General features: G+C 68.2%; 26 protein-coding genes. 13 read left to right on the forward strand and 13 right to left on the reverse strand.

Annotated features, from left to right (window positions below):
- Positions 1 to 35: 35 nt before the first annotated feature.
- Positions 36 to 1,541: a proline--tRNA ligase gene (gene proS, locus LT972_RS10790; protein ID WP_232570259.1), complete on the reverse strand. Its 1,506-nt coding sequence runs from the start codon at positions 1,539 to 1,541 to the stop codon at positions 36 to 38.
- A 160-nt stretch (positions 1,542 to 1,701) separates the two neighbouring features.
- Here proS and LT972_RS10795 point away from each other — a divergent pair, with 160 nt between their 5' ends.
- Complete coding sequence (locus LT972_RS10795) at positions 1,702 to 2,283, forward strand: DUF5789 family protein (protein ID WP_232570261.1); 582 nt, start codon at positions 1,702 to 1,704, stop codon at positions 2,281 to 2,283.
- Here the strand turns inward: LT972_RS10795 and LT972_RS10800 are convergent.
- Positions 2,247 to 2,744 carry an 8-oxo-dGTP diphosphatase gene (locus LT972_RS10800; protein WP_232570262.1) on the reverse strand — a complete coding sequence of 166 codons (498 nt, stop codon included), beginning with the start codon at positions 2,742 to 2,744 and terminating at the stop codon, positions 2,247 to 2,249. The two genes, LT972_RS10795 and LT972_RS10800, sit on opposite strands and share 37 nt — an antisense overlap.
- A 76-nt stretch (positions 2,745 to 2,820) precedes the next feature.
- Here LT972_RS10800 and LT972_RS10805 point away from each other — a divergent pair, with 76 nt between their 5' ends.
- Positions 2,821 to 2,973, forward strand: coding sequence for a hypothetical protein (locus LT972_RS10805; protein WP_232570263.1), 153 nt, complete (start codon positions 2,821 to 2,823; stop codon positions 2,971 to 2,973).
- Positions 2,974 to 3,036: 63 nt separating this feature from the next.
- Here the strand turns inward: LT972_RS10805 and LT972_RS10810 are convergent, their stop codons facing one another.
- Together LT972_RS10810 and LT972_RS10815 are read right to left on the reverse strand one after the other, a co-directional pair.
- The gene (locus LT972_RS10810) at positions 3,037 to 3,519 is read right to left on the reverse strand and encodes a cupin domain-containing protein (protein ID WP_232570265.1); all 483 of its coding nucleotides are present in this window, start codon (positions 3,517 to 3,519) and stop codon (positions 3,037 to 3,039) included.
- 58 nt (positions 3,520 to 3,577) lie between these two features.
- On the reverse strand, positions 3,578 to 4,060 hold the full coding sequence (locus tag LT972_RS10815; RefSeq protein WP_232570267.1) for a hypothetical protein: 483 nt from the start codon (positions 4,058 to 4,060) through the stop codon (positions 3,578 to 3,580).
- 265 nt (positions 4,061 to 4,325) lie between these two features.
- Between LT972_RS10815 and LT972_RS10820 the strand changes: the two genes are divergently transcribed.
- From LT972_RS10820 to LT972_RS10830, 3 genes are all read left to right on the forward strand, one after another.
- Positions 4,326 to 6,251 carry a beta-CASP ribonuclease aCPSF1 gene (locus LT972_RS10820; protein WP_232570269.1) on the forward strand — a complete coding sequence of 642 codons (1,926 nt, stop codon included), beginning with the start codon at positions 4,326 to 4,328 and terminating at the stop codon, positions 6,249 to 6,251.
- Between the two features lie 67 nt (positions 6,252 to 6,318).
- A complete protein-coding gene (locus LT972_RS10825; RefSeq protein WP_232570271.1) occupies positions 6,319 to 6,759 on the forward strand; it encodes a DUF7332 family protein in 441 nt (146 codons plus the stop codon).
- 62 nt (positions 6,760 to 6,821) lie between these two features.
- Positions 6,822 to 7,187 carry a hypothetical protein gene (locus LT972_RS10830; RefSeq protein ID WP_232570273.1) on the forward strand — a complete coding sequence of 122 codons (366 nt, stop codon included), beginning with the start codon at positions 6,822 to 6,824 and terminating at the stop codon, positions 7,185 to 7,187.
- Here the strand turns inward: LT972_RS10830 and LT972_RS10835 are convergent.
- Positions 7,184 to 7,987, reverse strand: coding sequence for an endonuclease III domain-containing protein (locus LT972_RS10835; RefSeq protein ID WP_232570274.1), 804 nt, complete (start codon positions 7,985 to 7,987; stop codon positions 7,184 to 7,186). The two genes, LT972_RS10830 and LT972_RS10835, sit on opposite strands and share 4 nt — an antisense overlap.
- A gap of 31 nt (positions 7,988 to 8,018) precedes the next feature.
- Positions 8,019 to 8,432, reverse strand: coding sequence for a DUF371 domain-containing protein (locus LT972_RS10840; protein ID WP_232570276.1), 414 nt, complete (start codon positions 8,430 to 8,432; stop codon positions 8,019 to 8,021).
- 303 nt (positions 8,433 to 8,735) lie between these two features.
- On the opposite strand from LT972_RS10840, the gene LT972_RS10845 reads away from it, so the two are divergent.
- The 3 genes from LT972_RS10845 (at position 8,736) to LT972_RS10855 (ending at position 11,686) form a co-directional block, all read left to right on the forward strand.
- On the forward strand, positions 8,736 to 9,638 hold the full coding sequence (locus tag LT972_RS10845; RefSeq protein WP_232570278.1) for a coiled-coil protein: 903 nt from the start codon (positions 8,736 to 8,738) through the stop codon (positions 9,636 to 9,638).
- A 143-nt stretch (positions 9,639 to 9,781) separates the two neighbouring features.
- The gene (locus LT972_RS10850) at positions 9,782 to 10,933 is read left to right on the forward strand and encodes a DUF373 family protein (protein ID WP_232570280.1); all 1,152 of its coding nucleotides are present in this window, start codon (positions 9,782 to 9,784) and stop codon (positions 10,931 to 10,933) included.
- A 30-nt stretch (positions 10,934 to 10,963) separates the two neighbouring features.
- Positions 10,964 to 11,686 (forward strand): diphthine--ammonia ligase, encoded by a 723-nt coding sequence (locus LT972_RS10855; protein ID WP_232570281.1) that lies wholly within the window; start codon positions 10,964 to 10,966, stop codon positions 11,684 to 11,686.
- Between the two features lie 226 nt (positions 11,687 to 11,912).
- Here LT972_RS10855 and LT972_RS10860 read toward each other — a convergent pair whose 3' ends face one another.
- Positions 11,913 to 12,881: a sugar phosphate nucleotidyltransferase gene (locus LT972_RS10860; RefSeq protein ID WP_232570283.1), complete on the reverse strand. Its 969-nt coding sequence runs from the start codon at positions 12,879 to 12,881 to the stop codon at positions 11,913 to 11,915.
- Positions 12,882 to 12,940: 59 nt separating this feature from the next.
- Here LT972_RS10860 and LT972_RS10865 point away from each other — a divergent pair, with 59 nt between their 5' ends.
- On the forward strand, positions 12,941 to 13,231 hold the full coding sequence (locus tag LT972_RS10865; protein ID WP_232570285.1) for a transcriptional regulator: 291 nt from the start codon (positions 12,941 to 12,943) through the stop codon (positions 13,229 to 13,231).
- A gap of 13 nt (positions 13,232 to 13,244) precedes the next feature.
- On the opposite strand, the gene LT972_RS10870 is transcribed toward LT972_RS10865, so the two are convergent.
- The 6 genes from LT972_RS10870 to LT972_RS10895 all read right to left on the reverse strand — a co-directional run bounded on the left by LT972_RS10870 (position 13,245) and on the right by LT972_RS10895 (position 17,998).
- Positions 13,245 to 13,664 (reverse strand): Rieske (2Fe-2S) protein, encoded by a 420-nt coding sequence (locus LT972_RS10870; protein ID WP_232570287.1) that lies wholly within the window; start codon positions 13,662 to 13,664, stop codon positions 13,245 to 13,247.
- Between the two features lie 77 nt (positions 13,665 to 13,741).
- Positions 13,742 to 14,596, reverse strand: coding sequence for an aminotransferase class IV (locus LT972_RS10875; protein ID WP_232570289.1), 855 nt, complete (start codon positions 14,594 to 14,596; stop codon positions 13,742 to 13,744).
- Complete coding sequence (locus LT972_RS10880; RefSeq protein ID WP_232570291.1) at positions 14,581 to 15,153, reverse strand: anthranilate synthase component II; 573 nt, start codon at positions 15,151 to 15,153, stop codon at positions 14,581 to 14,583. Before LT972_RS10880 ends, LT972_RS10875 begins: the two co-directional genes overlap by 16 nt.
- Positions 15,150 to 16,625: an aminodeoxychorismate synthase, component I gene (gene pabB / locus LT972_RS10885; protein ID WP_232570292.1), complete on the reverse strand. Its 1,476-nt coding sequence runs from the start codon at positions 16,623 to 16,625 to the stop codon at positions 15,150 to 15,152. Before pabB ends, LT972_RS10880 begins: the two co-directional genes overlap by 4 nt.
- A 15-nt stretch (positions 16,626 to 16,640) precedes the next feature.
- A complete protein-coding gene (locus tag LT972_RS10890) occupies positions 16,641 to 17,174 on the reverse strand; it encodes a helix-hairpin-helix domain-containing protein (RefSeq protein WP_232570294.1) in 534 nt (177 codons plus the stop codon).
- A gap of 26 nt (positions 17,175 to 17,200) precedes the next feature.
- Positions 17,201 to 17,998 (reverse strand): shikimate dehydrogenase, encoded by a 798-nt coding sequence (locus LT972_RS10895; RefSeq protein ID WP_232570296.1) that lies wholly within the window; start codon positions 17,996 to 17,998, stop codon positions 17,201 to 17,203.
- A 79-nt stretch (positions 17,999 to 18,077) separates the two neighbouring features.
- Between LT972_RS10895 and LT972_RS10900 the strand changes: the two genes are divergently transcribed.
- The 4 genes from LT972_RS10900 to ftsZ are packed head-to-tail and all read left to right on the forward strand — an operon-like array spanning position 18,078 to position 23,020.
- Positions 18,078 to 19,037, forward strand: coding sequence for a calcium/sodium antiporter (locus tag LT972_RS10900; protein ID WP_232570297.1), 960 nt, complete (start codon positions 18,078 to 18,080; stop codon positions 19,035 to 19,037).
- 46 nt (positions 19,038 to 19,083) lie between these two features.
- Complete coding sequence (locus LT972_RS10905) at positions 19,084 to 20,436, forward strand: sodium:calcium antiporter (RefSeq protein ID WP_232570299.1); 1,353 nt, start codon at positions 19,084 to 19,086, stop codon at positions 20,434 to 20,436.
- Between the two features lie 37 nt (positions 20,437 to 20,473).
- On the forward strand, positions 20,474 to 21,832 hold the full coding sequence (locus tag LT972_RS10910; protein WP_232570301.1) for a D-aminoacyl-tRNA deacylase: 1,359 nt from the start codon (positions 20,474 to 20,476) through the stop codon (positions 21,830 to 21,832).
- 27 nt (positions 21,833 to 21,859) lie between these two features.
- Complete coding sequence (ftsZ, locus tag LT972_RS10915) at positions 21,860 to 23,020, forward strand: cell division protein FtsZ (RefSeq protein ID WP_232570303.1); 1,161 nt, start codon at positions 21,860 to 21,862, stop codon at positions 23,018 to 23,020.
- Positions 23,021 to 23,065: the final 45 nt, after the last annotated feature.

The following is a 23,065-nucleotide window of genomic DNA, read 5'->3' on the forward strand; positions in this document are numbered from 1 at the left end:
CCGAAATCAGTACGGCAATAAGGGAAACTAAGGGACTAGTAAGACTTCGCGAAGTACGCCGTCTGCTCGGCGTCGTCGCCGCAGACAGCGCAGTCTTTCCCCTCGTGGTCGGGTTCGGGGACGCGGTCGCCCTCGAACTCGGAGGCCGCGCGCGCCGCCGACTCCTCGCCCAGCGGCACCATCACGATCTCCGCGTGAATCTGCTCTTTGACCTCCGCCTCGCAGTCCTCGTCGCCACACCACGGCGCCTTCACGTAGCCGCCGTGCTGGCCGATGGTGCCCAGCATCTCGTTCCGGGAGTCGGCCTCGCGGACGTTCTCGTCGAGGCGCTCGGCCGCGCGGTCGAACAGTTTGTCGTACACCGCGTCCATGTGCTCGAAGATGGCCGCCGTGATGTCCTCACGAGACTCGACGGCGTTCTCGCCGTCCGGCCGGTGGGCCACGGTGACCTCCTCGTCCTCGACCTCGTTCGGGCCGACTTCGAGGCGAACGGGGACGCCCTTCAACTCCCACTCGTTGAACTTGAAGCCGGGATTCTTCTCGTCCCGGTCGTCGAGGTGGACGCGCACGCCCGAGGCCTCCAGTTCCGCGGCGAGTTCGCTGCTGTACTGGAGTACCTCGTCTTTCGTGTCCTCCTGCCAGATGGGGACGATGACGACCTGCTTGGGCGCCACGGTCGGCGGCAACACGAGCCCCTGGTCGTCGCTGTGAGACATGATGAGCGCGCCAATCGAACGCCACGACAGCCCCCACGACGTCGTGTACGCCGTCTTCTCGTCCTCGTCCTCGTCGCTGAACGTGATGTCGAACGCGTCGGCGAAGGACTGCCCGAGGTGGTGGCTGGTGCCACCCTGCACGGACTTCCCGTCGGGCATCAGCGCCTCGACGGTCGTCGTCGTGTCCGCGCCCGGGAACTTGTCGTGGTCGGGCTTCCGCCCCCGGAGCACCGGGATGCCCAGCACGTCCTCGTAGAGGCGCTGGTACTGGTCGAGGCGCATCGTGGTCTCCGCCCACGCGCCCTCGTCGGTCGCGTGGGCCGTGTGGCCCTCCTGCCAGAGGAACTCCTTCGTGCGGAAGAACGGCTTCGTCTCGGTGGCCTCCCACCGAACCACGGAGTTCCACTGGTTCAGTCGAAGCGGGAGGTCGCGGTGCGAGCGCACCCACTGAGCCATGTACGGCGCGATAATGGACTCGGAAGTCGGGCGCACGGCGAGGCGCTCTTCGAGTTCGTCGTGGCCGCCCTGGGTCACCCACGCCACCTCGGGGTCGAACCCCTCCACGATGTCCTTCTCCCGTTCGAGGTAGGACTCGGGGATGAACATCGGGAAGTACGCGTTGTCCACGCCGGTCTGCTTGAACCACGCGTCGAGGTTGTCCTGAATCGCCTCCCAGAGCGCGTACCCCCGCGGTCGCGTCACGATGAACCCGCCCATCGGCGCGTAGTCCGCGAGTTCCGCCTTCTGCACGACCTCGGCGTACCACTCGCCGGGGTTGTGCTCCTTGGACTCGGTGATGCCGAGTTCCTGTTCGTCGTCGCTCATTAGCAGTACAACCGCCCGACGCGCTCTTAAATCCCGTGAAGCGTCCGCCGGGCGCGTCGGGTCGCGTCAACAGCGTGCCGCAAGCCGGCCAGCTCTCGACTGCATTCCTGTCGGTTCCGGAGACGGAGAGGTATCCGGCTGGCTCGCGTCGAAGCCGAGTATGGGCGACACGAAAGAGGGCAGAGAGAATCAGGCGAGAGCCGAGGAGCGGCGACAGCGGGAGCGCGCGCTCCGCGAGGAACTCGACCGCTGGCACGAGACGGAGCCGCCGAGGGCACTCGCGAACGAACTCGACGAACTCGACTACCCCGCGACGACCGACGCGGTGGTCGCGGCGGTGGGCGACCACGAGGTGGCCGTCGCGGACGAACAGATACCCGTCGCGGAAGTCGTCGAGCGGTCCGGTCGTGACCGCTTCGACTCGGCGGCCGACGCGAGACAGCAAATCGGTCGGCCGACTGTCGCCGCGGCGCTCCGCCGCATCCGAGCGGCGAGCGACGAGGCGGGACGCCGCGCGCAGTTCCGCGCGAAAGAGGAGGCCTTCGAGCGGACACTCCAGTCCCTCGAATCGCTCAGCGAGGACGACGAAGACGAGGGCATCGCGGTAGTGACCGCTTGGATTCTCGACTCCCTCGACGCGAACGGGAAACTCCCGGAGTCCCGTCGCGTCCGGAAGCAAGCCGTGGCCTTCTGTCGCGCCAACGGCTACGAGGTCCGGAACGACTCGTGGCTGGGCGCGTGACCGTCGAGTTCCACGTCGGTTTCTAGGTCCCACTCCAGCAGTTCGTCGCCGTCCTCGTCGAAGACGGCGTCGCCGCGGAACTGCGTGCCCTCCAGCAGGTGGGGCACCCAGTAGCGGTCGTCCTCCCACATCCGGTCGTAGGGAATGTCGTCGACGGGACACCAGAACGGGTCGGCCTCCTCGGAGGGCTCGGGGTCGCCGGTGGGGTCGTCAGCCCGGAAGACGTGGACGAACATGAACGGGTCGTCCCCGAACGTGAAGTGGAGTTCGCCCATCTTCTCGGGGTCGACGCGCACGGCGACCTCTTCCCTAACCTCGCGCACGACGCACTCGCGGGGCGTCTCGCCGGGTTCGAGTTTCCCGCCGGGGCCGTTGACGTTGCCGGCGCCGACGCCGCGGCGCTTCTCGATGAGGAGGACTTCGTCGTCGACCACGGGGTAGCAGAGCGTGGCTTCGCGCATTCGGGGGTGGTGCGCAGGCCCGGCAGATAACGCTATCGGCGAGAGAACTAAGTGGCGTGGGAGCATGCCCCACGGTATGGGTGACACGAAGCGTGGCCGCGAGCGGAAAGGCCAGAAGAAACGCGAACAACTGCGCGAACACGAAGTCGAGCGCACCCTCGAGGCCACAGACGAGCCGCCCGAACCCGTAGAGGAAGACATCGAGTTCGGCGAAGAAACCTCCAGTTAACGCCCACCCGCGCCGAAACGTCCACACTTTTTCGAGCCGCCACGCCCGACAGCGACAGCGCCGTCAGAACATCTCGTTGCCGCAGTCGTTGCAGACCAGTTGCATCACGCCGTCCTCGTTCGGTTTCCGGACCGAGTGGCTCGTCTCCTCGCCACACTCCGGACACGGCGCCAGGGACTCGATGTCCGCCCAGTTGTGGCGCGCACCCGGCGCACCGACCGCGACGGCGCGAACCACGTCGTCGGAGTGGTTGTGGCCGTTCTGGAACTCGCCCGGCGGGAACCGAATCACCTGTCCCTCGTCGACGGTGACCTCCTCGCGGTCCTCGCCCACCTCGAAGGTCGCGGTGCCGTCGAGCACGTAGAAAATCTCCTCCTGGTCGTGGTGGGTGTGGAGGCCGCCCGAGAACTGCTCGCCGGGTTCGAGTTCGTACTCCACGAGCGCCACGTCCTCGGTGCCGAGCGCCCGCGAAATCGGGAGGCGGACGCCGTGCACGCCGAGAGGGTTCGGTCGGTTCTCAACGTCGTCGACGGTGACTTTCTCCATACGGGCCGCGCGGACGCCGGCGCCATAGGTCTGTTCCCCGCGCCCGACCGTCGCGCCGTCAGTCCCTCGGAACCGAGAACGGGCTGGCCGATTCCGTCCACTCCCAGCCCGGCAGTCGGGTCTGGACGCCGGCCGCGAGCGCGGCGTCGAGGTCGTCGCGGCCCGCCGGTCCGTCTCCGTGCGTGGTGACGTCTGCGAAGTGGAACGTCGCCTCGGCGAGCAGACGACGGGGCTGGCCGCCGGCGAGCATCGCGGCGAGTTCGCGGCCGAGCAGTTCGTCCACGACGAAGCCGGGGTAGTCGCCATCGACGTCGATATCTCGGAGCAGGCCGACGAGCGCGGCGACGTTCACGGCGCGGTCCCCGTCCGCGAACACGTCGTCGACGACGTCGCGGTACTGCGCCTCGGTGACGTGCGCGACGTCCGTGTCGAAGGCGTCGCCGAGCGAGTCCCGCGTGGCGTTGACCAACGGGACGACGGTGTCGGCGCGCTCGCGCACCCACTCGTGTTCGCGGACGACGGTGGCTGGCGTCAGTTCCATACAGAGGCTGGCGTGCGCACGACTACCAACTTTGCGAAGGCTTTTATAACGCGAGTCGCATACTTCCGCGTAAGCGGGTTCTCGTGTACTCATCCCCGCGGCCCGGCCGCCATCCGGCCGGGACTGCCGCTCTCCCTACTGGTATGACGACACTGTGGGCACGAACACCACGTTTTTCGAACCGCTCGTCAGCCGGCGACCGCCGGCCGGTGAGAGGTGCCAGTGGCCACGGAGACGCGGACCTGCGAGTACACACCCCACGACCATGAGTACTGTAGACCAGCAACTCGAGGAGTTACAGGAGCAGATTGCGAACGAAATCCCGCCGGACATCTCTGTTACCGACGTGAAATACGAGGGCCCCGAACTCGTCGTCTACACTCGGGACCCCAAGCAGTTCGCGCAGGACGGCGACCTCATCCGACGGCTCGCAAGCCAACTCCGGAAGCGCATCACGGTGCGCCCGGACCCGGACGTGTTGTCCAGTCCGAAGCGCGCCCGCGAGAAAATCATGGACGTCATCCCGGAGGACGCCGGCGTCACCAACCTCGACTTCCACGAGGACACCGGCGAAGTCGTCATCGAGGCCGAGAAGCCCGGCATGGTCATCGGCCGCCACGGCTCCACGCTCCGAGAGATTACGGAGGCCGCCGGCTGGACGCCGGAGGTCGTTCGCACGCCCCCCATCGAATCCTCGACTGTCTCGAACGTCCGGAACTTCCTCAAGCAGGAACGCGACGAGCGCCGCGACATCCTAGAGAAGGTCGGTCGCCAGATTCACCGCGAGGAGATGCAGGACGACGAGTACGTCCGCATCACCACGCTGGGCTGCTGTCGCGAAGTCGGGCGCGCGAGTTTCATCCTCTCCACGCCCGAGACGCGCATCCTCATCGACTGCGGGGACAAGCCCGGCAGCGAGGACGAAGTCCCCTACCTCCAGGTGCAGGAGGCGCTCGCCGGCGGCGCGAACACCATCGACGCCGTCGTGCTCACACACGCCCACCTCGACCACTCCGCGTTCATCCCGCTCCTGTTCAAGTACGGCTACGACGGCCCCATCTACTGCACCGAGCCGACCCGCGACCTGATGGGCCTGCTCACGCTGGACTACCTCGACGTCGCCGCGAAGGAGGGCCGCGCGCCCCCGTACGAGTCCGAGATGGTGCGGGAAGCCATCAAGCACTGCATCCCGCTGGAGTACGGCGACGTGACGGACATCGCGCCGGACGTGAAACTCACGTTCCACAACGCCGGCCACATCCTCGGGTCGGCCGTCTCCCACTTCCACATCGGCGACGGCCTCTACAACGTCGCGTTCTCCGGCGACATCCACTACAAGGACACGCGCCTGTTCAACGGCGCCGTCAACGACTTCCCGCGCGTCGAGACGCTCGTCCTCGAATCGACGTACGGCGGCCGGAACGACTACCAGACCGACCAGGAGGACTCCGAGCGCAAACTCAAACGCGTCATCAACGAGACCTACGAGAAGGGCGGGAAGGTCCTCATTCCGGCGTTCGCGGTCGGTCGCTCCCAGGAGATGATGCTCGTCCTCGAGGAGGCGATGCGGAAGGGCGACATCCCCGAGATGCCCATCCACCTCGACGGCATGATTTGGGAGGCGACGGCCATCCACACGACGTACCCCGAGTACCTCCGCGACGACCTCCGGGACCGCATCTTCCACGACGACGAGAACCCGTTCCTCGCGCCGCAGTTCAACCACATCGACGGCGGCGAGGAGGAGCGCCAGGAGGTCGCGGACGGCGACCAGTGTATCATCCTCTCCACCTCCGGCATGGTCTCCGGCGGCCCCATCATGTCGTGGCTCGAACACATCGGCCCGGACCCGGACTCCACGATGACGTTCGTCGGCTATCAGGCGCAGGGAACCCTCGGACGCCGCATCCAGTCCGGCTGGGACGAGATTCCGATGCCCGACTCCCGCGGGAACGGGCGCACCGAGCGCCTCTCGCTGAACATGGACGTCGAGACCGTCGACGGCTTCTCCGGGCACGCCGACCGGCAGGGCCTCGAAGACTTCGTGCGCACGATGAACCCCCGCCCCGAGAAGGTGCTGTGCGTCCACGGCGACGAGTCCTCCACGCAGGACCTCTCGTCGGCGCTCTACCACGAGTTCAACATGCGGACGTTCGCGCCGAAGAACCTCGAGACGTTCCGGTTCCTGTAAGGTTCGCGTTCGTCACTCGGTCAGACTCGGCGACAGTTCTATACGCTCGCTACGAGAACGACAGCGCGTGCGTTTCGCCCGCCTGCTCGCTGTCCTGTTCGCGGGACTGCTCGTGTTCACGTCCCTCGTTGGCGCGGCGGCCGCCGGCCCGCCCGTCGAGGGCGACGGCGGCCACCGGTTCGACATCGGCGGCGACAGCCCCCACATCACGTTCTGGGTTCACCTCGACCTGTTCACGAACCTCGGCGACGCGGGCGACTTCGGCTTCAGCGCGGTCGGCACCGCGATGGACACGAAGGTAATCGTCATCGACATCCAGTTGCAGTTCGCGGGCGTCGGCCCGCTCTCGGAGTTCCTCTCGAACCCGTTCGCGCGATTCTCCGTGACCGCCGACTGGGAGCTGAATCTGCCGTTCCTCTCGACGGGCGTCAACGAGGGCGACGACTTCTCGTACCGGGACAACACCACGATTTCCGGCGACCTCCCGCCGCCGACGCTGCCCGCGTAGACCGGCAACAGCCCGACGAGGGGCCGCAGTACTTTACACTGTGGGATGTGTTGTACCACGACATGGAGGGGGAGCAGCGAGACGCGCTGGTCGCGGACGTCCGGGAGACCGCCGGCGACGCGCTCCGGTGTGTCGCCGAGTACGACCAGACCGGCTACGACGTGTTCTACGAGCGGGACGGCCTCGAAACCCGTCTCGAACGCCTCGCCGAGGACATCCACGCCGACCTCGTCCTACAGGAGGTCGGCCGGGAACACCTCGAAGACCTCTTCGACGCCGGGTCGCTCCGGTGTTCGATGTACCGGTTCGACGACCTCACCGCCTTCCACTTCCTCGCCTCGGACTACACCGGCCTGTTCGTGAGCGTCGACTCCGACGCCGACGTCCCGCTGTGCTCGTTCGCCGACGCCTGTCGCGGGTACCTCTAGGCGGCGTCCGCCGGGTCGACGACCGACTCCGCGAGTTCGTCCACGCCGACGCGGTCGCAGTAGTCGTACAGCGGACACGCCTCCGGTCCGTCCAGACACGCGGGCTTCCGGGCCGTGCAGTAGTCCCGCCCGAACTGAATCATCGCCGTGTGCCCGAAGCCACACGCCTCGGCGGGCACGTCGGCTTCGAGCGCCTCGCGCACGGCCTCGTGGTCGGCGTCCGGCGGCGCCAACCCCATCCGGCGCGCGATGCGGTGGACGTGCGTGTCCACGGGAAACACGCCGCCGCGTCCGCCCGCGAACAACAGCACGCAGTCGGCGGTTTTCGGGCCGACGCCCTTCATGTGGAGGAGCGCGCCACGCACTTCTTCCGGGTCGCCCTCTGCGACGAACGCGTCGAACGCGTCCTCGCCCCCGTACTCCCCGCAGATTCGGTCCGCCAGCCGAATCAGCGTCTCCGACTTCTGGTTGTAGAGGCCGGCCGACGAGATGGTCTCCGCGAGTTCGTCCCGGTGGGCGTCGGCGAGCGCTTCGGCGAGGTCGCCGTCGGGAGCGTCGTATCGCTCCATCAGCGCGTCGTGAGCCGGCTGGCTCGCCACGTCGCTCGTGTTCTGGCTGAGGACGGTGCGCACGAGACACTCGAAGGCGTCCCGACCACCGTACGTCTTCTCCCAGTACAAATCGCCGAGTTCGGCGACGACGGCGGCGGCGCGCGTGTCCGCGTCCTCGCCGTCGAAGGCGGTGAACCGGCCGCCACCGGCGTCGCCGCCGGAGATGTTCTCGGCGGGCTCGTCGTCCATGCCCCGAACTCGGTGACGAACCGCAAAAAGCCTACTCGACGCGGAGGGTCGCCGTGAGGTCGGCGCCGTCGGCGAGCGCGGCGACGAGGTCGCGGTCCACGTCGCCGGCGGCCTTGTCCGCGTCCACGAAGATGGTGCGGTCGTCGACGTACGTGCTCGTGCGGGCGACCATGCTGCGTTCGTTCGTGAGTTCGAGGTCGGGATGGCCGCGGCCCGTGATTTCGTCCCGGTGACCGTCGGCTTCGAGGACGAGCGTGACGGTGGCGTCGGCGTCTCGGCAGGCGTCAGCGAACGCGTCCTCGAAGTCGGCGGGCGCGCGGTCGGCCTCGATGCCGAGGATGCAGTCGCCCGCGGGCGTGAGGTAGTCGTCGGTCGTCAGTTCGAGCGTGCTGGCGTGCTCGCCGGCGACGTGTTCGTGGCCGCGAGCCCGCACGACTTCGTCCATGTTCGCGGAGAGGCGACGGGCGCACTTGTGCCCGGCGTTCCCGGCCCCGGTTTATGTGCTCCCCCGCCGAGAGTGGGATGCGTTCCCACGCCCGTGAGACGGCCTACCAACTGTTTGCAGGGTTTTACCATACGGAAATTTTAAGTGGTGTCACGGCTTACTACCTGTCACCAGAACGCTGCGAGCGTTCACCGCACAGCCCGAGAGAGAATGACAGGATGCTCTCCTTCCGACCGGACCGTGTCACACGCCGAGCGGCGGCTGTGCGGTGTGCTCCAGCAGTATGGCATAGAGGTTTGAACAATGGCTGAGGAAGAACAAACCATCGAAGTATCGACCGCAGACGAACTCATTACTGACGAAGAACTCCAGGAGAAATCCAAGGGGCAGCTCATCAAGAACGCGGGCCAGTTCCGCGACCGACGGAACGAGCTGAACCAGCTCGCGAGCACCCGAGCCTCCGACCGAGACGACCTCAACGCGAAGACGCGCGAGAAGGTCGACGAGGCCCAGGAACACCGCGAGCAGCGCGACGAGCTCAACGAGCGCGTCCAAGAGCACAAGGAGATCCGCAACGAGCTGAACGCGGAAGCCAACGAGCTCTTCGACGAGGTCGAGGACCGCAAACAGGACCTCGAACTCGACGAGGGCAAGGACCTCGAAGAACTCAAAGAGGAAATCGAGCAACTCGAGTTCAAACAGCAGACCGAGGTCCTCTCCACCGAGGAGGAGCGCGAACTCATCGAGAAGATCGAGGACAAGCGCGAAGAGTACCAGGAGCGAAAGGAGACCCTCGAGGACTCCGGTAACCTCGAAGAGCTCGTCGAGGAAGCCGAGGAGGTCCGCGCGGAAGCGTCCGAGCACCACGAGAAGGTGACGGAGCTCGCGGACAAGGCCCAGGAACACCACAACCAGATGATCGAGGCCTACCGCGAGGCCGACGACATCCGCGACGAGGCCGACGAGATGCACGAGAAGTTCGTGGAGGCCCAGGAAGCCGCCGACGCCCACCACGAGGCCTTCGTGCGCGTCCAGAAGCGCCTGCGCGAACTCGACAAGCAGGAAGAAGAAGAGCGCAAGGACGAGCGCGCCAAAGAGCAGGAGGAAGCCCGCGAGGAAGCCGAGGAAATCTACGAGCGGTTCAAGGAGGGCGAGACCCTCGACACCGAGGACCTCCGGAAGCTCCAGAAGTCCGGTCACCTGTAATCTCGACGCGATTTTCTCTCCGTTTTCCGGTCGCGTAGCCGCGGCACTCGCCGCGTGGAGCGCGAAGCAGGTCCGGGGCTGCGGCGGCGCTCGTCACACCCAGCGCGGGGTTTTTATCCCGGCGGCGTGACGGTTCGGAGTAGATGCGTACGCTGGTAGTCTGTGTCGACCGGACGGGCGACATCCCCGGGAAGACGGGGATTCGGACGCCCGTCGCGGGGTGGGAGGCCGTGCAGTCCCTCGTCACCGAGATGGGGGTCGCGGACCCCGAGGACTCCAGCGTGAACTGCCTGCTCGAAGCCCTGCGGGTCACCCGTGACCTGCGGGACGAGGACGACGACGCCGTCGTCGCGGCGGTGTCCGGGAGCGGTGACAGCGTGAGCGCGGACCGCTCGCTGGCCGAGCAACTGGACGACCTCATCGACCGCTACGAACCGGACTCGGCGGTCGTCGTCATCGACAGCGCCGAGGACGAGCGCGTCGTCCCCATCGTGGAGAGTCGCCTCCAGGTGGACGCCGTCGACCGCGTGGTCGTGCGGCAGGCCCGCGACCTCGAATCGACGTACTACCTCCTGAAGCAGTTCCTCGCCGACGAGGAACTCCGGCAGACCGTGCTCGTGCCGGTCGGCATCGTCCTGCTGGTGTTCCCGGCGTTGATGATGCTGACCGGGAGTCTCGCCGTCGCCGCCGCGAGCATCACCACTGTCATCGGGCTGTTCTTGCTGTACAAGGGCATCGGCGTGGACGACTACCTCGCGGCGCTCCCTGGCCAGGCGCGGAACGCGCTGTACTCCGGGCGGGTGTCCATCGTGACGTACGTCGTCGCGGTCGGCCTCGCGCTCGTCGGCATGTTCGCGGGCGCGCTCGGCGTCTCGGACCTCGACATCGAGACCGTGACGCTGCTGTCTGCGATGGCGTTCACGTACTACAGCGTGCCGTGGGTGACACTCGGCGCGCTCGCGGCGAGCGCCGGCCGGCTGTTCGACGAACTCATCCAGCGCGAGGAGGTCCGGACGTCGTTCTTGAATCTGCCGTTCGGCGTGCTCGCGGTCGGTCTCGTCGTGCGCGGGTTTTCGGCGTACTTCGTGGAGCGCGCCGGACTCGTCTCCGCCATCGAGGTGCCGGCGATGGAGTTCGGCGCCATCTCCGTCGACGGGTTCGCGCTCACGCCCGAACAGCGCCTCGCGGCGTTCGTCGTCCTCGGCGTGCTCGTGAGCGTCGTCGGCATCCGCGTGGCGACGTACTTCAGCGGCGTGGAGTTCGACGACGTGGAGCGCGCGCCCGAACAGCAGTAGGGCTTTCAACGCCAGTCGCCAAACCAACGCATGAACGACGGTCAGTGGGTGAGCCTGTTCTCCGGCGGGAAGGACTCCTCGTGGGCGCTCTACCGCGCCATCGAGGAGGGCTTGGACGTGGGTCGACTGCTCACCGTCCACCCCGAGGGCGACTCCTACATGTACCACGTGCCGGCGACCCGGCTGGCGGAACTCGCGGCCGAGAGCGTCGGGATTCCGCTCGTGGACGTGGAACCCGGCGACTTCGACGCCGAGTCCGCGACGGACGCGAGCGCACAGGGCGACACCGAACTCGAACCGATGGAGGCCGCACTCGACTCGCTCGCCGGCGACCTCGACGGCGGCCTCGCGGGCGTCACCGCCGGCGCGGTGGAGAGCGAGTTCCAGACGAACCGCATCGAGGCGATGTGCGACCGCCTCGACTGCGAGGTGTTCGCGCCGCTCTGGCAGCGCGACCCCCGCGAACTCGCCGACGAGATGCTCGACGCCGGCTTCGAAATCCGAATCATTCAGGTCGCCGCCTACGGCCTCGACGAGTCGTGGCTCGGGCGCACGCTCGACCGCGACGCGCTCCGCGAACTCGAAGCGCTCAACGACGAGTACGGCGTCCACATCCTCGGCGAGGGCGGCGAGTTCGAGACGCTCGTCACCGACGGCCCGCACATGGCCCGCCCGATAGAACTCGACTACGACACCGTCTGGGAGGGCGACCGCGGGCACGTCGAGATTACGGACGCGAGACTCGGCGAGTAGCAGACTGAATTACCGACAGCGAGCATCAGCTGATTAGTCAGCCGACAGCGAGCATCCGCGAGCGAGCGGCTTGAAAAGCCCGAGCGAAGTGGTTCACCGAGCGCGACCACCGGGAGCGCTCGGGCGGCGAGGACTCCCGAAGTGGGGTCCGACGCCGCTTTTTCACCAAGTTTTTGCCGAGTCGGGGTGCGCGCAGCGCACCCCGACACAGAGCAAAAAGTGGGTTCTAGCGGCCGTTCTCGATGGTGGTGTGGGCGCCGATGAGCGCGCCGGAGAAGTCGATGTCTTCGAGTTTGGTCTGTTCGTCGATGATTGAGTCGCGGACGTCGCAGTCGTGGAGGGTGGCGTCGGGGAAGATGATGGAGTTGTCGACGCTGGAGTTGACGAGTTCGGCGTTCCCCATGACGTAGACGTTGTCGCCGAGCGTGGTGTTTTCGACGGTTGCGTCGTCGCTGACGACGTTGTCGCCGTCGAGGGTCCACGCGACGGCGTCGAGATAGGATTCGGGGGTGCCGATGTCGTACCACGCGCCTTCGAAGGTGTAGGCGTGGACCGATTGGCGGGATTGGAGCCACTGGATGAACCAGCCGGGTTCGTCGGGGTTCTCGCCTTCGTCGAGGTACGTCTGGAGGTCGGGGACGGTGTCGCGGGGGAAGGCGTAGCAGGCGATGGAGACGAGCGTGCTCTTGGGGTCGTCGGGTTTCTCCTGGAAGTCGACGACTTCGTCGCCGTCGAGGTCGACGAGGCCGTAGGACTTCGCGCGCTCGAAGCTCCCGACGTCGTAGGCGGCGATGGTCGGGGTGTCCTTGGCTTCGAAGAAGTCGACGAAGTCGGAGATGTCGAAGGAGATGAGGTTGTCGCCGGCGATGACGACGAGGTCGTCGTCGACGTTCTCGCGGTCGACGAGCTGGGCGAGCGCGCCGACGACACCGAACTTCTCGTCTTCTTCGGTGGTGTCTTCGACGGTCAGCGTGGGTTTCTCGAAGTCGCTGTCCGCGAGGTGGTCGCGGAAGTCGTCGGCGAACCGCTCGTTCGTGGAGACGAACACCTCGTCGATGCGGTCATCGGCTTCCAGCTCGGCGAAGATGCGGTCGATGACGGTGGTGTCGCCCACGGGGAGAAACATCTTCGGGCGATGTTTCGTGATGGGCCACAGTCGCGTCGCGTACCCGCCGGCGAGGACGACGGCTTTCATGGTTCGACGGTTCACCGCGTCCGATAAGTCCTTTTTCATCCGGCGACGGAGTGACAGGTATGGACGACAAGACGACCCGCGAGCGAATCCTCGACGCGCTCCGTGAGACGCCGCGGACGCCGAGCGCGCTCGCCGAGGAGTTCGGCGTCGCCCGCGGTACAGCGTTGACGCACGTCCGACACCTCTCGGAGTCGCTGGACGGCACCGACGAGACGCTGTTGGTGCGGCCGCCGGCGTGCAAGTCGTGTGGGTTCGAGGACTTCGACGACCCGGTGAACGTGCCGTCGCGGTGCCCGGAGTGCAAACACGAGGGCATCGAGGAGCCGGCGTTCGTCGTGGAGGCGGTCTGAGGCCGTCGAAGCGTCAGAATCCGATTCGAGAACCGGGGGACGTGGAGAGGTCGGCGGGGTCGCCGTCGTCGACGCCAGTTCGCACGAACTCGTAGTCGGGGTCGGCGAGGTAAACGACACCGTCGCGCACGTCGACTTCCACGGGGTCGAGGCGCGCGCCCTCGCAGGGGCCGTGCGTGCAGACCCCCGAGTCCGCCTCGAAGGTGGCGGCGTGTTTCCGGCAGACGAGTTCGCCGTCCCGGACGGCGCCGTCGCCGGTGTCGAGGTTCACGTCAGTCCAGTGCATGCAGTAGTTCAGCCAGCCGACGATTGCGCCGTCTGACAGTTCGACGAGAATCGCTTCCTTCTCGTCGCCGTCACCGTTCTCGACTGTGAATAGAAAACTGTCGTCTGCGGGCACGTCGTCGACGTCGGCGATTCGGTCGGCTCCCATCGGCGCGGAGTACCGGCCCGTCGGCTTTGAACGCACCGAAATCGACACCGGCGACGAGACGCGGCGACGAACGCCGGTCAGTAGTGACGTTTCTCGACTTCGCGCGCGAACTGGCGGGCGAGCGCGGCGCCGACCCGACACGTGGTGTAGGTGGCGTCGTCGAGTTCCGCGACCGGTCGAACCTCCCACGTGGTGTTCGTGAAAAACACCTCGTCGGCGTCGTAGAACGCCTCGGGTTCGTAGTGTCCCTCCTCGACGGGGATGCCGGCGTCGCGGGCGATTTCGAGGACCGCCCAGCGCGTGATGCCGGGGAGGACGTCGAGGTCGAGACTCGGCGTGTGGAGGACGCCGTCGTCGACGAAGAAGACGTTGCTCGTGGTGCCCTCGGTGACGTGGCCGTCGTCGTCCACGAGCAGGGCTTCGTCGGCGTCGCCGGCGTCGATACGCGCGAGGACTCCCGGCAGGTAGTTGTGGGTCTTGGCGACCGACGGGACGCAGGTGTCCGGGACGGCCTGCACGTCGGTCGTGCGAGCCGTCGCGGGGACGTCCCAGATGCGTTCGCCGTCGACGCCGCCGCGCGGGAGCGGTTCGACCACGACGACGACCGACGGGTCGGTGTCGTCGTCGGGCGCGAGCCGGCCCGACTGGACGCCCCGCGTAATCGACAGTCGGACGTAGGCGTCCGCGAGGTCGTTGGCGGCGAGCGTCTCGTGGACGCGACTCCGGAGGTCGCGGTCCGAGAGCCCGTGGTCGATGCCGAGCGCGTCACAGGTGGCGCTCAGGCGGTTCGCGTGCGCCGGCCACGCGAACGTCTGCCCGCCGTACGCACGGAGTGTCTCGAACGCCGCGTCGCCGTACTGGAACCCGCGGTCGCGGACGCTCACGGTGGCGTCCGACTCGTCCACGAGGTCGCCGTTTACGTGGTACTGCATGTATCGAGGAAGCTGCGAATCATCTGTTTGCCGTGCGGTGTGAGGATGCTCTCCGGGTGGAACTGGACGCCGGCGTGCGGGCGGTCGCGGTGCCGGACCGCCATGACGACGCCGTCGTCGGTCCACGCGGTCGGTTCGAGGTCGTCCGGGAGGTCGGCTTCCGGAACTGACAGCGAGTGATAGCGACCGGTCTGCACGCGGTCGGGGAGTCCCGAGAAGACGCCGCGGCCGTCGTGGCGCACCGTCGAGGGCTTGCCGTGGACGACCGACGGCGCGTGCTCGACGGTCGCGCCGTTGGCGGCACAGAGCGCCTGGTGGCCGAGACAGACGCCGAGCGTCGGGTAGTCGAGGTCGCGGAACACCGGAACGGAGACGCCCGCGTCGTCGGGCGTGCCGGGGCCGGGCGAGACGACGACGCCGTCCGGGTCGAGTTCGCGGATTCCCTCGGCGTCGATTGCGTCGTTCCGGCGGACGGTCACGTCGGCGTGCTCGCCGAGGTACTGGACGAGGTTGTACGCGAAGGAGTCGTAGTTGTCGACGACGAGGACGCGGGTCACGCCTCGTCCCCCTCGACGGTGAGCGCGTCGTCGCGGTCGTCGAGCGCCGCGTCGATGGCGTTCACGAGCGCGCGGGCCTTGTCCAGCGTCTCGGCGTACTCGGCGGCGGGGTCGGAGTCGTGGACGACGCCGGCACCGACGCGGAGGTGGTACTCGTCGGCGTGCCGGACGAGCGTCCGGATGACGATGTTGAGGGTGGCGTCGCCGTCGAAGCCGACGGCGGCGACGCTCCCCGTGTAGGGGCCGCGTCGGGTCGCCTCCACCTCGTCTATCAACTCCATCGTCCGGGGCTTGGGCGCGCCGGTGATAGTTCCACCGGGAAACACGGCGCCGATGGCGTCTGCGAGGTCGCGGCCCTCGCGGAGGCGCCCGCGGACCTCGCTGACGAGGTGCATCACCTCGCTGTACCGGTCGACGCGTCGATACTCGGAGACCTCGACGCTGCCGTACTCGGCGACCTTCCCGAGGTCGTTGCGTTCGAGGTCGACGAGCATCGCGTGTTCGGCGCGCTCTTTCTCGTCGCTCGTCAGGTCGGCTTCGAGCGCCTCGTCCTCGGCCTCGGTGTCGCCCCGCGGCCGGGTGCCAGCGATGGGCTCCGTGACGAGGTCGCGGCCGCGCCGGGAGAGGAGGAGCTCCGGGCTGGCGGAGACAAGGTCGACGCCCGGGAACTCCACGAGCGAGGAGTACGGCGCGGGGTTGGCGTCGCGGAGCGCGGCGAACACCTCGACGGGGTGGACGCTCGCGGGCGCTTCGAGGCGCTGGCTGACGTTCGCCTGGAACGTGTCGCCGTCCCGAACGTACTCCTTGATTCTGCGGACGCGGTCCTCGAAGGCGGCCTGCCCGCACGCGCTCTCGAAAGGCGCGCGTTCGTCGGTCGGCGGGTCGCCGACGCTGGGGTCGCCGTCCGCGGTGCGGTCGGCGAGCGCGAGCGCTCGGTCGCGGGCCGCGTCGAACGCCGCGTCGAAGTCGCCGTCGAGGCGCGCGCTCCCGACGAAGTACGCGTCGTCGCCGGTCTCGAATGGCTCGCGCCACGCCGCGACCGCCGGGTAGACGCCGAACTGCATCCGCGGGAGGCGGCGGTCGTCCTCGGCGTTCGCGGGCAGGTCTTCCAGTTCGCGGGCCACGTCGTAGGAGAGCCACCCGAACAGGCCGCCCGGATGTGGCACGTCGCAGTCGCCGCGCACGAGGTCGGCGCCGATGCGGTCGGCGAGCGCGTCGAGCGTGCCCGAGTCGTCGGGGCCGACGGTCAGGAAGTCCTCGGGGTCGACGCCGAAGTACCCCCAGCCGTCGCTCCCGCCGGTGGTCTCGCAGTAGAACGAGGGGCCGTCGCCGCGCGCCCGCCGGTACGCGTCGAAGGGGTCGGCGACGGACTCGCGGACCGCGACGACGACGCGGGCGTCGGCGTCCCGGTCGGCAGCGGCGGCTCGGAGCGAGGCGCGGTCGGAGACGAGCGCCGACCCGCCGTCAGACATTCCTCGCGGCTGTCATCAGTCGCGGTTCTGCGCGTTCTCCACCCAGCGACCGACGCGCTTCGGGGAGAGGTCGATGGCCTCGGCGAGTTCGTCGACGTCCGCGGCGGCGAGGTCCGCGACGGTCTCGACGCCCGCGTCTTCGAGGCGGTCGGCGTACGCCGGCCCGATGCCCTTCACGACGCTGACCGACTCGCCGTCGTCGGCGTCGGTCTCCGGTTCGGCCTCCTCGATGTCGGGTTCGCCGGCCGGCGCGGACTCCTCGTCCTCGACGACGGCGGCTTCGGCGGGTTCGGCGGCGCGACTCGGGTCGTCGGCGTGGTCCTCGTCGACGAGCGACTCGGTGGAGGCGGCGGCGTCCGTGCCGGCGGCCGCGGCGTCCTCGTCCGCGTCCTCGTCGGCGGGTTCGTCCGTCTCGGCCGACGACTCCTTGACCGCGCGCTCGGAACCCGCGTCGGGTTCGCGTTCCACGGTCACGTCCACGCCGCTGCCCGCGGACTCGTCCGAGGAGTCCACGCCGAGCAGCGACTTGAGTTTCGAGAGCAGTCCCATTACCCGCCCATATCAACTGCCCGTACTTAAAGCCGTGCCCGGAGCGCGCGGTTCATCGCGTCAACCGGCGCGTCCCGGCCCGTCCATATTTCGAACGCCTCGACGCCCTGGAAGAGGAGCATCCACGCGCCGTCCACCGTCGTCGCGCCCGCGGCCGCGGCGTCGCGCAGGAGACGCGTCTCCAGCGGCGCGTACACCGCGTCCAAGACGGCGAGGTCGGCGTGGAGCGCGGCCGCCGGCACCGGCGACTCGTCTTCTTCCATCCCGACGCTCGTCGCGTTCACCACCACGTCGGCGTCCGCCACGAGGTCCGAGAGCGCGTCCAGTCCGTGGGCCGTCCCGCCCACGTCGGCGGCGAGGGACTCGGCCGTTTCGACGGTGCGATTGGCGACGTGGACGGCGGCGTCGCTGTCGGCGAGCGCGAACGCCGCCGCGCGGCCGGCGCCACCAGCGCCCACCACGACTGCCGTCTCTCCGGCGAGCGTCACGTCGTGGTGGGCGAACGCGCGCTGGACGCCCGCCACGTCGGTGTTGTGGCCGGTCGGCGCCGCCCCCGAGAAGTCGACGGTGTTCACCGCGCCGACGCGCGCCGCGAGGTCGTCCGCCTCGACGAGGTCGAGCGCGTCCTGCTTGAACGGAATCGTCACGTTCAGTCCACGGATTCCGAGCGCCTCGGCGCCCCGAATCGCGGCGCCGAGGGCGTCGGGGTCGGGTTCGAACGTGACGTACCGCGCGTCCATCCCCAGTTCGTCGTAGGCCGCCTCGTGCATCGGCGGCGACAGCGAGTGCCCCACCGGATTTCCGACGAGCCCGAACACGTCCATGCTACCACCCAGTAGCGGGGTTCTCATAACTGGTACTGACACCGAACCGCTTTTTGCCGAGAGGTGGGTTCCGGTGGGTATGGCCGAATCGCTACTCGTCAGCGGCGCGATACTGCTCGCCGGTATCGTGTTGCTCTACCTCGGCGCGGAACTCCTCGTCTCCGCGGCGTCCGCGCTCGCGCTCTCCCACGGCGTCCGGGCCGCGACGGTCGGCGTCACCGTCGTGGCGTTCGCGACCACCGCACCCGAACTGTTCGTCAGTTCCATCGGCGGTCTCACGTCCGACGACAGCATCGCACTCGGCAACATCGTCGGCTCCAACATCACCAACATCGGCCTCGTCCTCGGGACGGCCGCGTTCCTCCGCCCGATGGAGGTCGACAAGGACATCCTCCGCCAGCACGGCCCGTTCATGCTCGCCGCCGCCGTCGCGCTCGTCGCGCTCGCACTCGACGGTCGCCTCGCCGCCTTCGACGGCGCCGTCCTCCTCTCGATGCTCGCCGCCTTCACCGGCTACCTCTACTACCAGTCCCAGCAGGAAGGCGACGTCAAACTCCCCGAGGACGTCGAGATGGACGACGCCAACACGAACGCCGGCCCGCGCGAGTACGGCGTCCTCCTCGGGAGCGTCCTCCTGTTGCTCGCCGGCTCCCGAGCGCTCATCGTCGGCGGCAGCGGCGTCCTCGAATCGTACGGCTTCAGCCAGCTGTTCATCGGGCTCACCATCATCGCGTTCGGCACCTCCGTCCCGGAACTCGCCACCTCGGTCGTGAGCGCGCTCCGCGACGAGGCCGACTTCTCCATCGGGAACGTCGTCGGCTCCAACATCTACAACGTCCTCGCGGTCATCGGCGTCGTCTCCCTCATCGTCCCCATCTCCGTGCAGTCGAGTACCGTGCGATTCGAACTCCCCGTGATGTTGGGGTTCACGTTTGTCGCGCTCGGGCTGATGGCGTTCGGCGACCGCATCACGCGAATCGAAGGCGTCGCGCTCATCGGCGGCTACGTCGGCTTCCTCTACTTCCTCCTGCCCTCGTAACCCCCGAACCACAAGGGTTAGGTTCGCGATAGCGGACTGTGTAAGCATGCTATCCGAGCGGCTGAAACACCCGCTAGCCGCCCTCGCGTTCGCCCTCCTCCTCACCGCGCCGTGGGTCGGCGTCGAGTTCGCTGGCGGCCCCGACGCGCTCGGCCTCCCCCCGCTGGCGACGGTCGCCGTCAGCGGCGTCGCGGTGCTCGGCTCGTCGTTCCTGCTCGCGTGGGCGGCCGAGACCGCCGAAGAAGACGTGCCACAGGCGTTCGCCATCGCCGTGCTCGCGGTGCTCGCGGTCGCCCCCGAGTACGCCGTCGACGCGCTGTACGCGTGGACCGCCGGCGCGAACGTCGGCACCGAACGCGGCGTGGAAGCCGCGAACCTCGCGGTCGCGAACATGACGGGCGCGAACCGCATCCTCATCGGCCTCGGGTGGTCCGGCATCGCCATCTTCACCGTCTACCGCGCGCTCTCCTCGGAAGACGCCGCCGTCGAGCGACGCGGCGGCCTCCTCGCGAGTCGCGTCCAACTCGACCGCAACATCAGCACCGAAATCACGTTCCTGCTGGTCGCTACCGTCTTCGCCTTCTTCGTCCCTCTGAACGGCGGCATCGGCGTCCTCGACACGGTGTTCCTCGTCGGCCTCTACGTCGCGTACATCGGCATCGTCATCCGTGGCGACGTGGAACCGCCACAGGAACAGGTCGGCGTCCCCGCCTACCTCCAGGAGCGCGCGAGGAATCTCCGCATTCCCATCGTCCTCGCGCTGTTCGCGTACTCCGGCGCGATGATTTTCACGGCCGTCCACCCGTTCGCCCACGGCCTCGAAACGCTCGGCGAGGACTTCGGCGTCCCCGCGTTCTTCATGATACAGTGGATTGCGCCGCTGGCCTCCGAGAGCCCGGAGCTCATCGTCGTCGCGTACCTCGTGAACAAAGCGCGCTCGACGGCGGGATTCAACGCCCTCATCTCCTCGAAGCTGAACCAGTGGACGCTGCTCATCGGGACGCTCGCCGTCGTCTACAGCATCGCCGCGGGTCAGGTCGGCACGCTCCCGTTCGACCACAAGCAGACCGCCGAAATCTGGATTACGGCCGCCCAGAGCGCGTTCGCGCTCGCCGTCCTCGCGAACTTCAACATCAGCCTCCGCGAGGCCGTCACCCTCCTCGTGTTGTTCGTGAGCCAGGTCGTCGCCGAGTACTACGTCATCCAGACCGTCGCCAGCGAGGCTCGCGCGACCGAACTCAGCATCCAGATTCTGTACGCGTACACCGCCGTCTACCTCGCGCTCGCCGCCGTCCTGTTCTGGCTCCGAAGAGACTCGCTCCAGCGCCTCGTCCAGCGCACGCTCCGGAACGCCAGCGCCGCGTTCTCCTCGACGCCCGCCGCGGAAGCAGACGACTAACGGCAGGCGTTTTACTCGCGGTTCCCTAGGGGCGCCCGTGATTGGCATCGTCGTCAGCAGGGCCGACGAAGCGTCCGTCCACATCGGCGACCACGTCCGCGACCTCGGGGAGTTCGAGCGGGTCGGGGAGGACGCGTATCGGGCCGACGGGTTCGCGTTGCGGGAGTTCGACGACCTCCACCTCCACCTCGACGACGTCGCCGCGGCGTTCGACGACCCGGAGTTCGTGGTGTTCGTCTCGCGGCACAGCGGCGACACCGGCCCGCTGTTGAGCGCGCATTTCACGGGGAACTTCGGCGCGGCGAAGTACGGCGGCAGCGACCGAGCGGTCGCGCCGGCGTGCCCGAACGCCCACCGCGAGGTGATGGGGTCGCTGCGCGAGCACGCGCCCGACGGCTACGACGTGGCGATGGAGTGTACCCACCACGGCCCGACGAGCGTCGGCGCGCCGTCGATGTTCGTGGAACTCGGGAGCGACGAGGCCGAGTGGGAGGACCCCGAGGGCGCCCGCGCCGTCGCCCGCGCCGTCCTCGACTTGGAGGGCGTCTCGGCCACCGGCGACCGGTCGCTGGTGGCGTTCGGCGGCGGGCACTATGCCCCCCGGCCGACACGCATCCTCGAAGACACGGACTGGGGGTTCGGGCACGTCGCCGCGGACTGGTGTCTGTCGGACCTCGGCGACCCCCGCGAGCACCGCGACCAGGTGGCCGCCGTCTTCGAGGCGAGCGACGCCACGCGGGCCGTCGTGGACGGCGACAAGCCCGCACTCGAAGCCGAAATCGAGAATCTGGGCCACCGCGTCGTCAGTGAGACGTGGGTGCGGGAGACGGACGGCGTCCCGCTCTCGCTGGCCGATGACCTCGAAGCCGACGTGGCGACCGTCGACGACGGCCTGCGGTTCGGCGACGTCGCCGAAGCGTACGACAGCGGCTACCTCGTCGTCGACCTCCCGCCGGAACTGCTCGACGCGGCCCACGCCGTCGACCCGGACGCGACGGTCGAGGCCGGCCTGCAGACGGCGCTCGCCGTCGCCACCGACGAGAACGGGAACCGGCTGGCCGGCCCCGCGGCGTTCCCCGACAAGGACGCCTACGAGGACTTCGTGGACCGCCTCGCTGCCCTGCTCGCCGCGGACTACGACGCCGTGACCCGGGAGAACGGCGACCTCGAAGCCGTCCGAGAAGCGTTCGACCCGGCGGCCGCCAGCGAGCGCGGCGTCCCCGAGGGACCGAAGTTCGGTCGCCTCGCGAACGGCGAGTCGGTCGCGGTTAACGGCGAGAAGGTCGACCCTACTGACGTGTCCAGAACCGAACGAATCACGGTTTCGGTGGACCGCCGCGAGCGGACGCGTGAGCGCGTGCGACGCCCGTCCGACGCGGAGGGGAAAGGTAATTAAGCCTCACACGCTACGCGTTAGGCAACAATGGACTCGATTGTGCAGGACGCCATCGACGAAGCCGAGGAGGGCGACGACTCGGCTTCGGCGGATGACGTCCAGTCGGGTTCGTCGGCGGCCAACGTCCCGACTGGGACGATGACGGACGACGAACTCGAGGACGTCCTCCAGGAACTCCAGACGAGCATCACGGTGGTCGGCTGTGGCGGCGCCGGCTCGAACACGGTCAACCGCATGGCCGAAGAGGGCATCCACGGCGCGGACCTCGTCGCCGCGAACACGGACGTCCAACACCTCGTCGAAATCGAAGCCGACACGAAGATTCTGATGGGCCAACAGAAGACCCAGGGCCGGGGCGCCGGCTCCCTCCCGCAGGTCGGCGAGGAGGCCGCCCTCGAATCCCAGGACGAGATTCGGGACTCCATCGAGGGCTCGGACATGGTGTTCGTCACCGCCGGTCTCGGCGGCGGCACCGGCACCGGCTCCGCCCCCGTCGTCGCGAAGGCCGCCCGCGAAGCCGGCGCGCTCACCATCGCCATCGTCACCACGCCCTTTACCGCCGAGGGCGAGGTCCGACGCACGAACGCGGAAGCCGGCCTCGAACGCCTCCGCGACGTCGCCGACACCGTCATCGTCGTGCCGAACGACCGCCTGCTTGACTCCGTCGGCAAACTCCCCGTCCGCGAGGCGTTCAAGGTCTCCGACGAAGTGCTGATGCGCTCCGTGAAGGGCATCACGGAACTCATCACCAAGCCCGGCCTCGTCAACCTCGACTTCGCCGACGTTCGCACCGTCATGGAGAAGGGCGGCGTCGCCATGATCGGCCTCGGCGAAGCCGACTCCGACGCGAAAGCCGCCGACTCCGTGAAGTCGGCGCTGCGCTCTCCGCTGCTCGACGTCGACATCTCCTCCGCGAACTCCGCGCTCGTCAACGTCACCGGCGGCCCGGACATGAGCATCGAGGAGGCCGAGGGCGTCGTCGAACAGCTCTACGACCGCATCGACCCCGACGCCCGCATCATCTGGGGAACCAGCGTCGACGAGGAAATCGAGGGCGAGATGCGCACGATGGTCGTCGTCACCGGCGTCGACTCACCCCAGATTTACGGCCGCAACGACGCCCCCGAACCCGAGCCGGAGCCGGACGGCGGCAACAGCGAAATCGAGGACATCGACTACGTCGAGTAGCGGCCTCCGCCACTGCGACCGCACGGCTATTTTGTCTGGCCCATC

The organism is Halobacterium litoreum (genome assembly GCF_021233415.1).
Lineage (GTDB): Archaea > Halobacteriota > Halobacteria > Halobacteriales > Halobacteriaceae > Halobacterium > Halobacterium litoreum.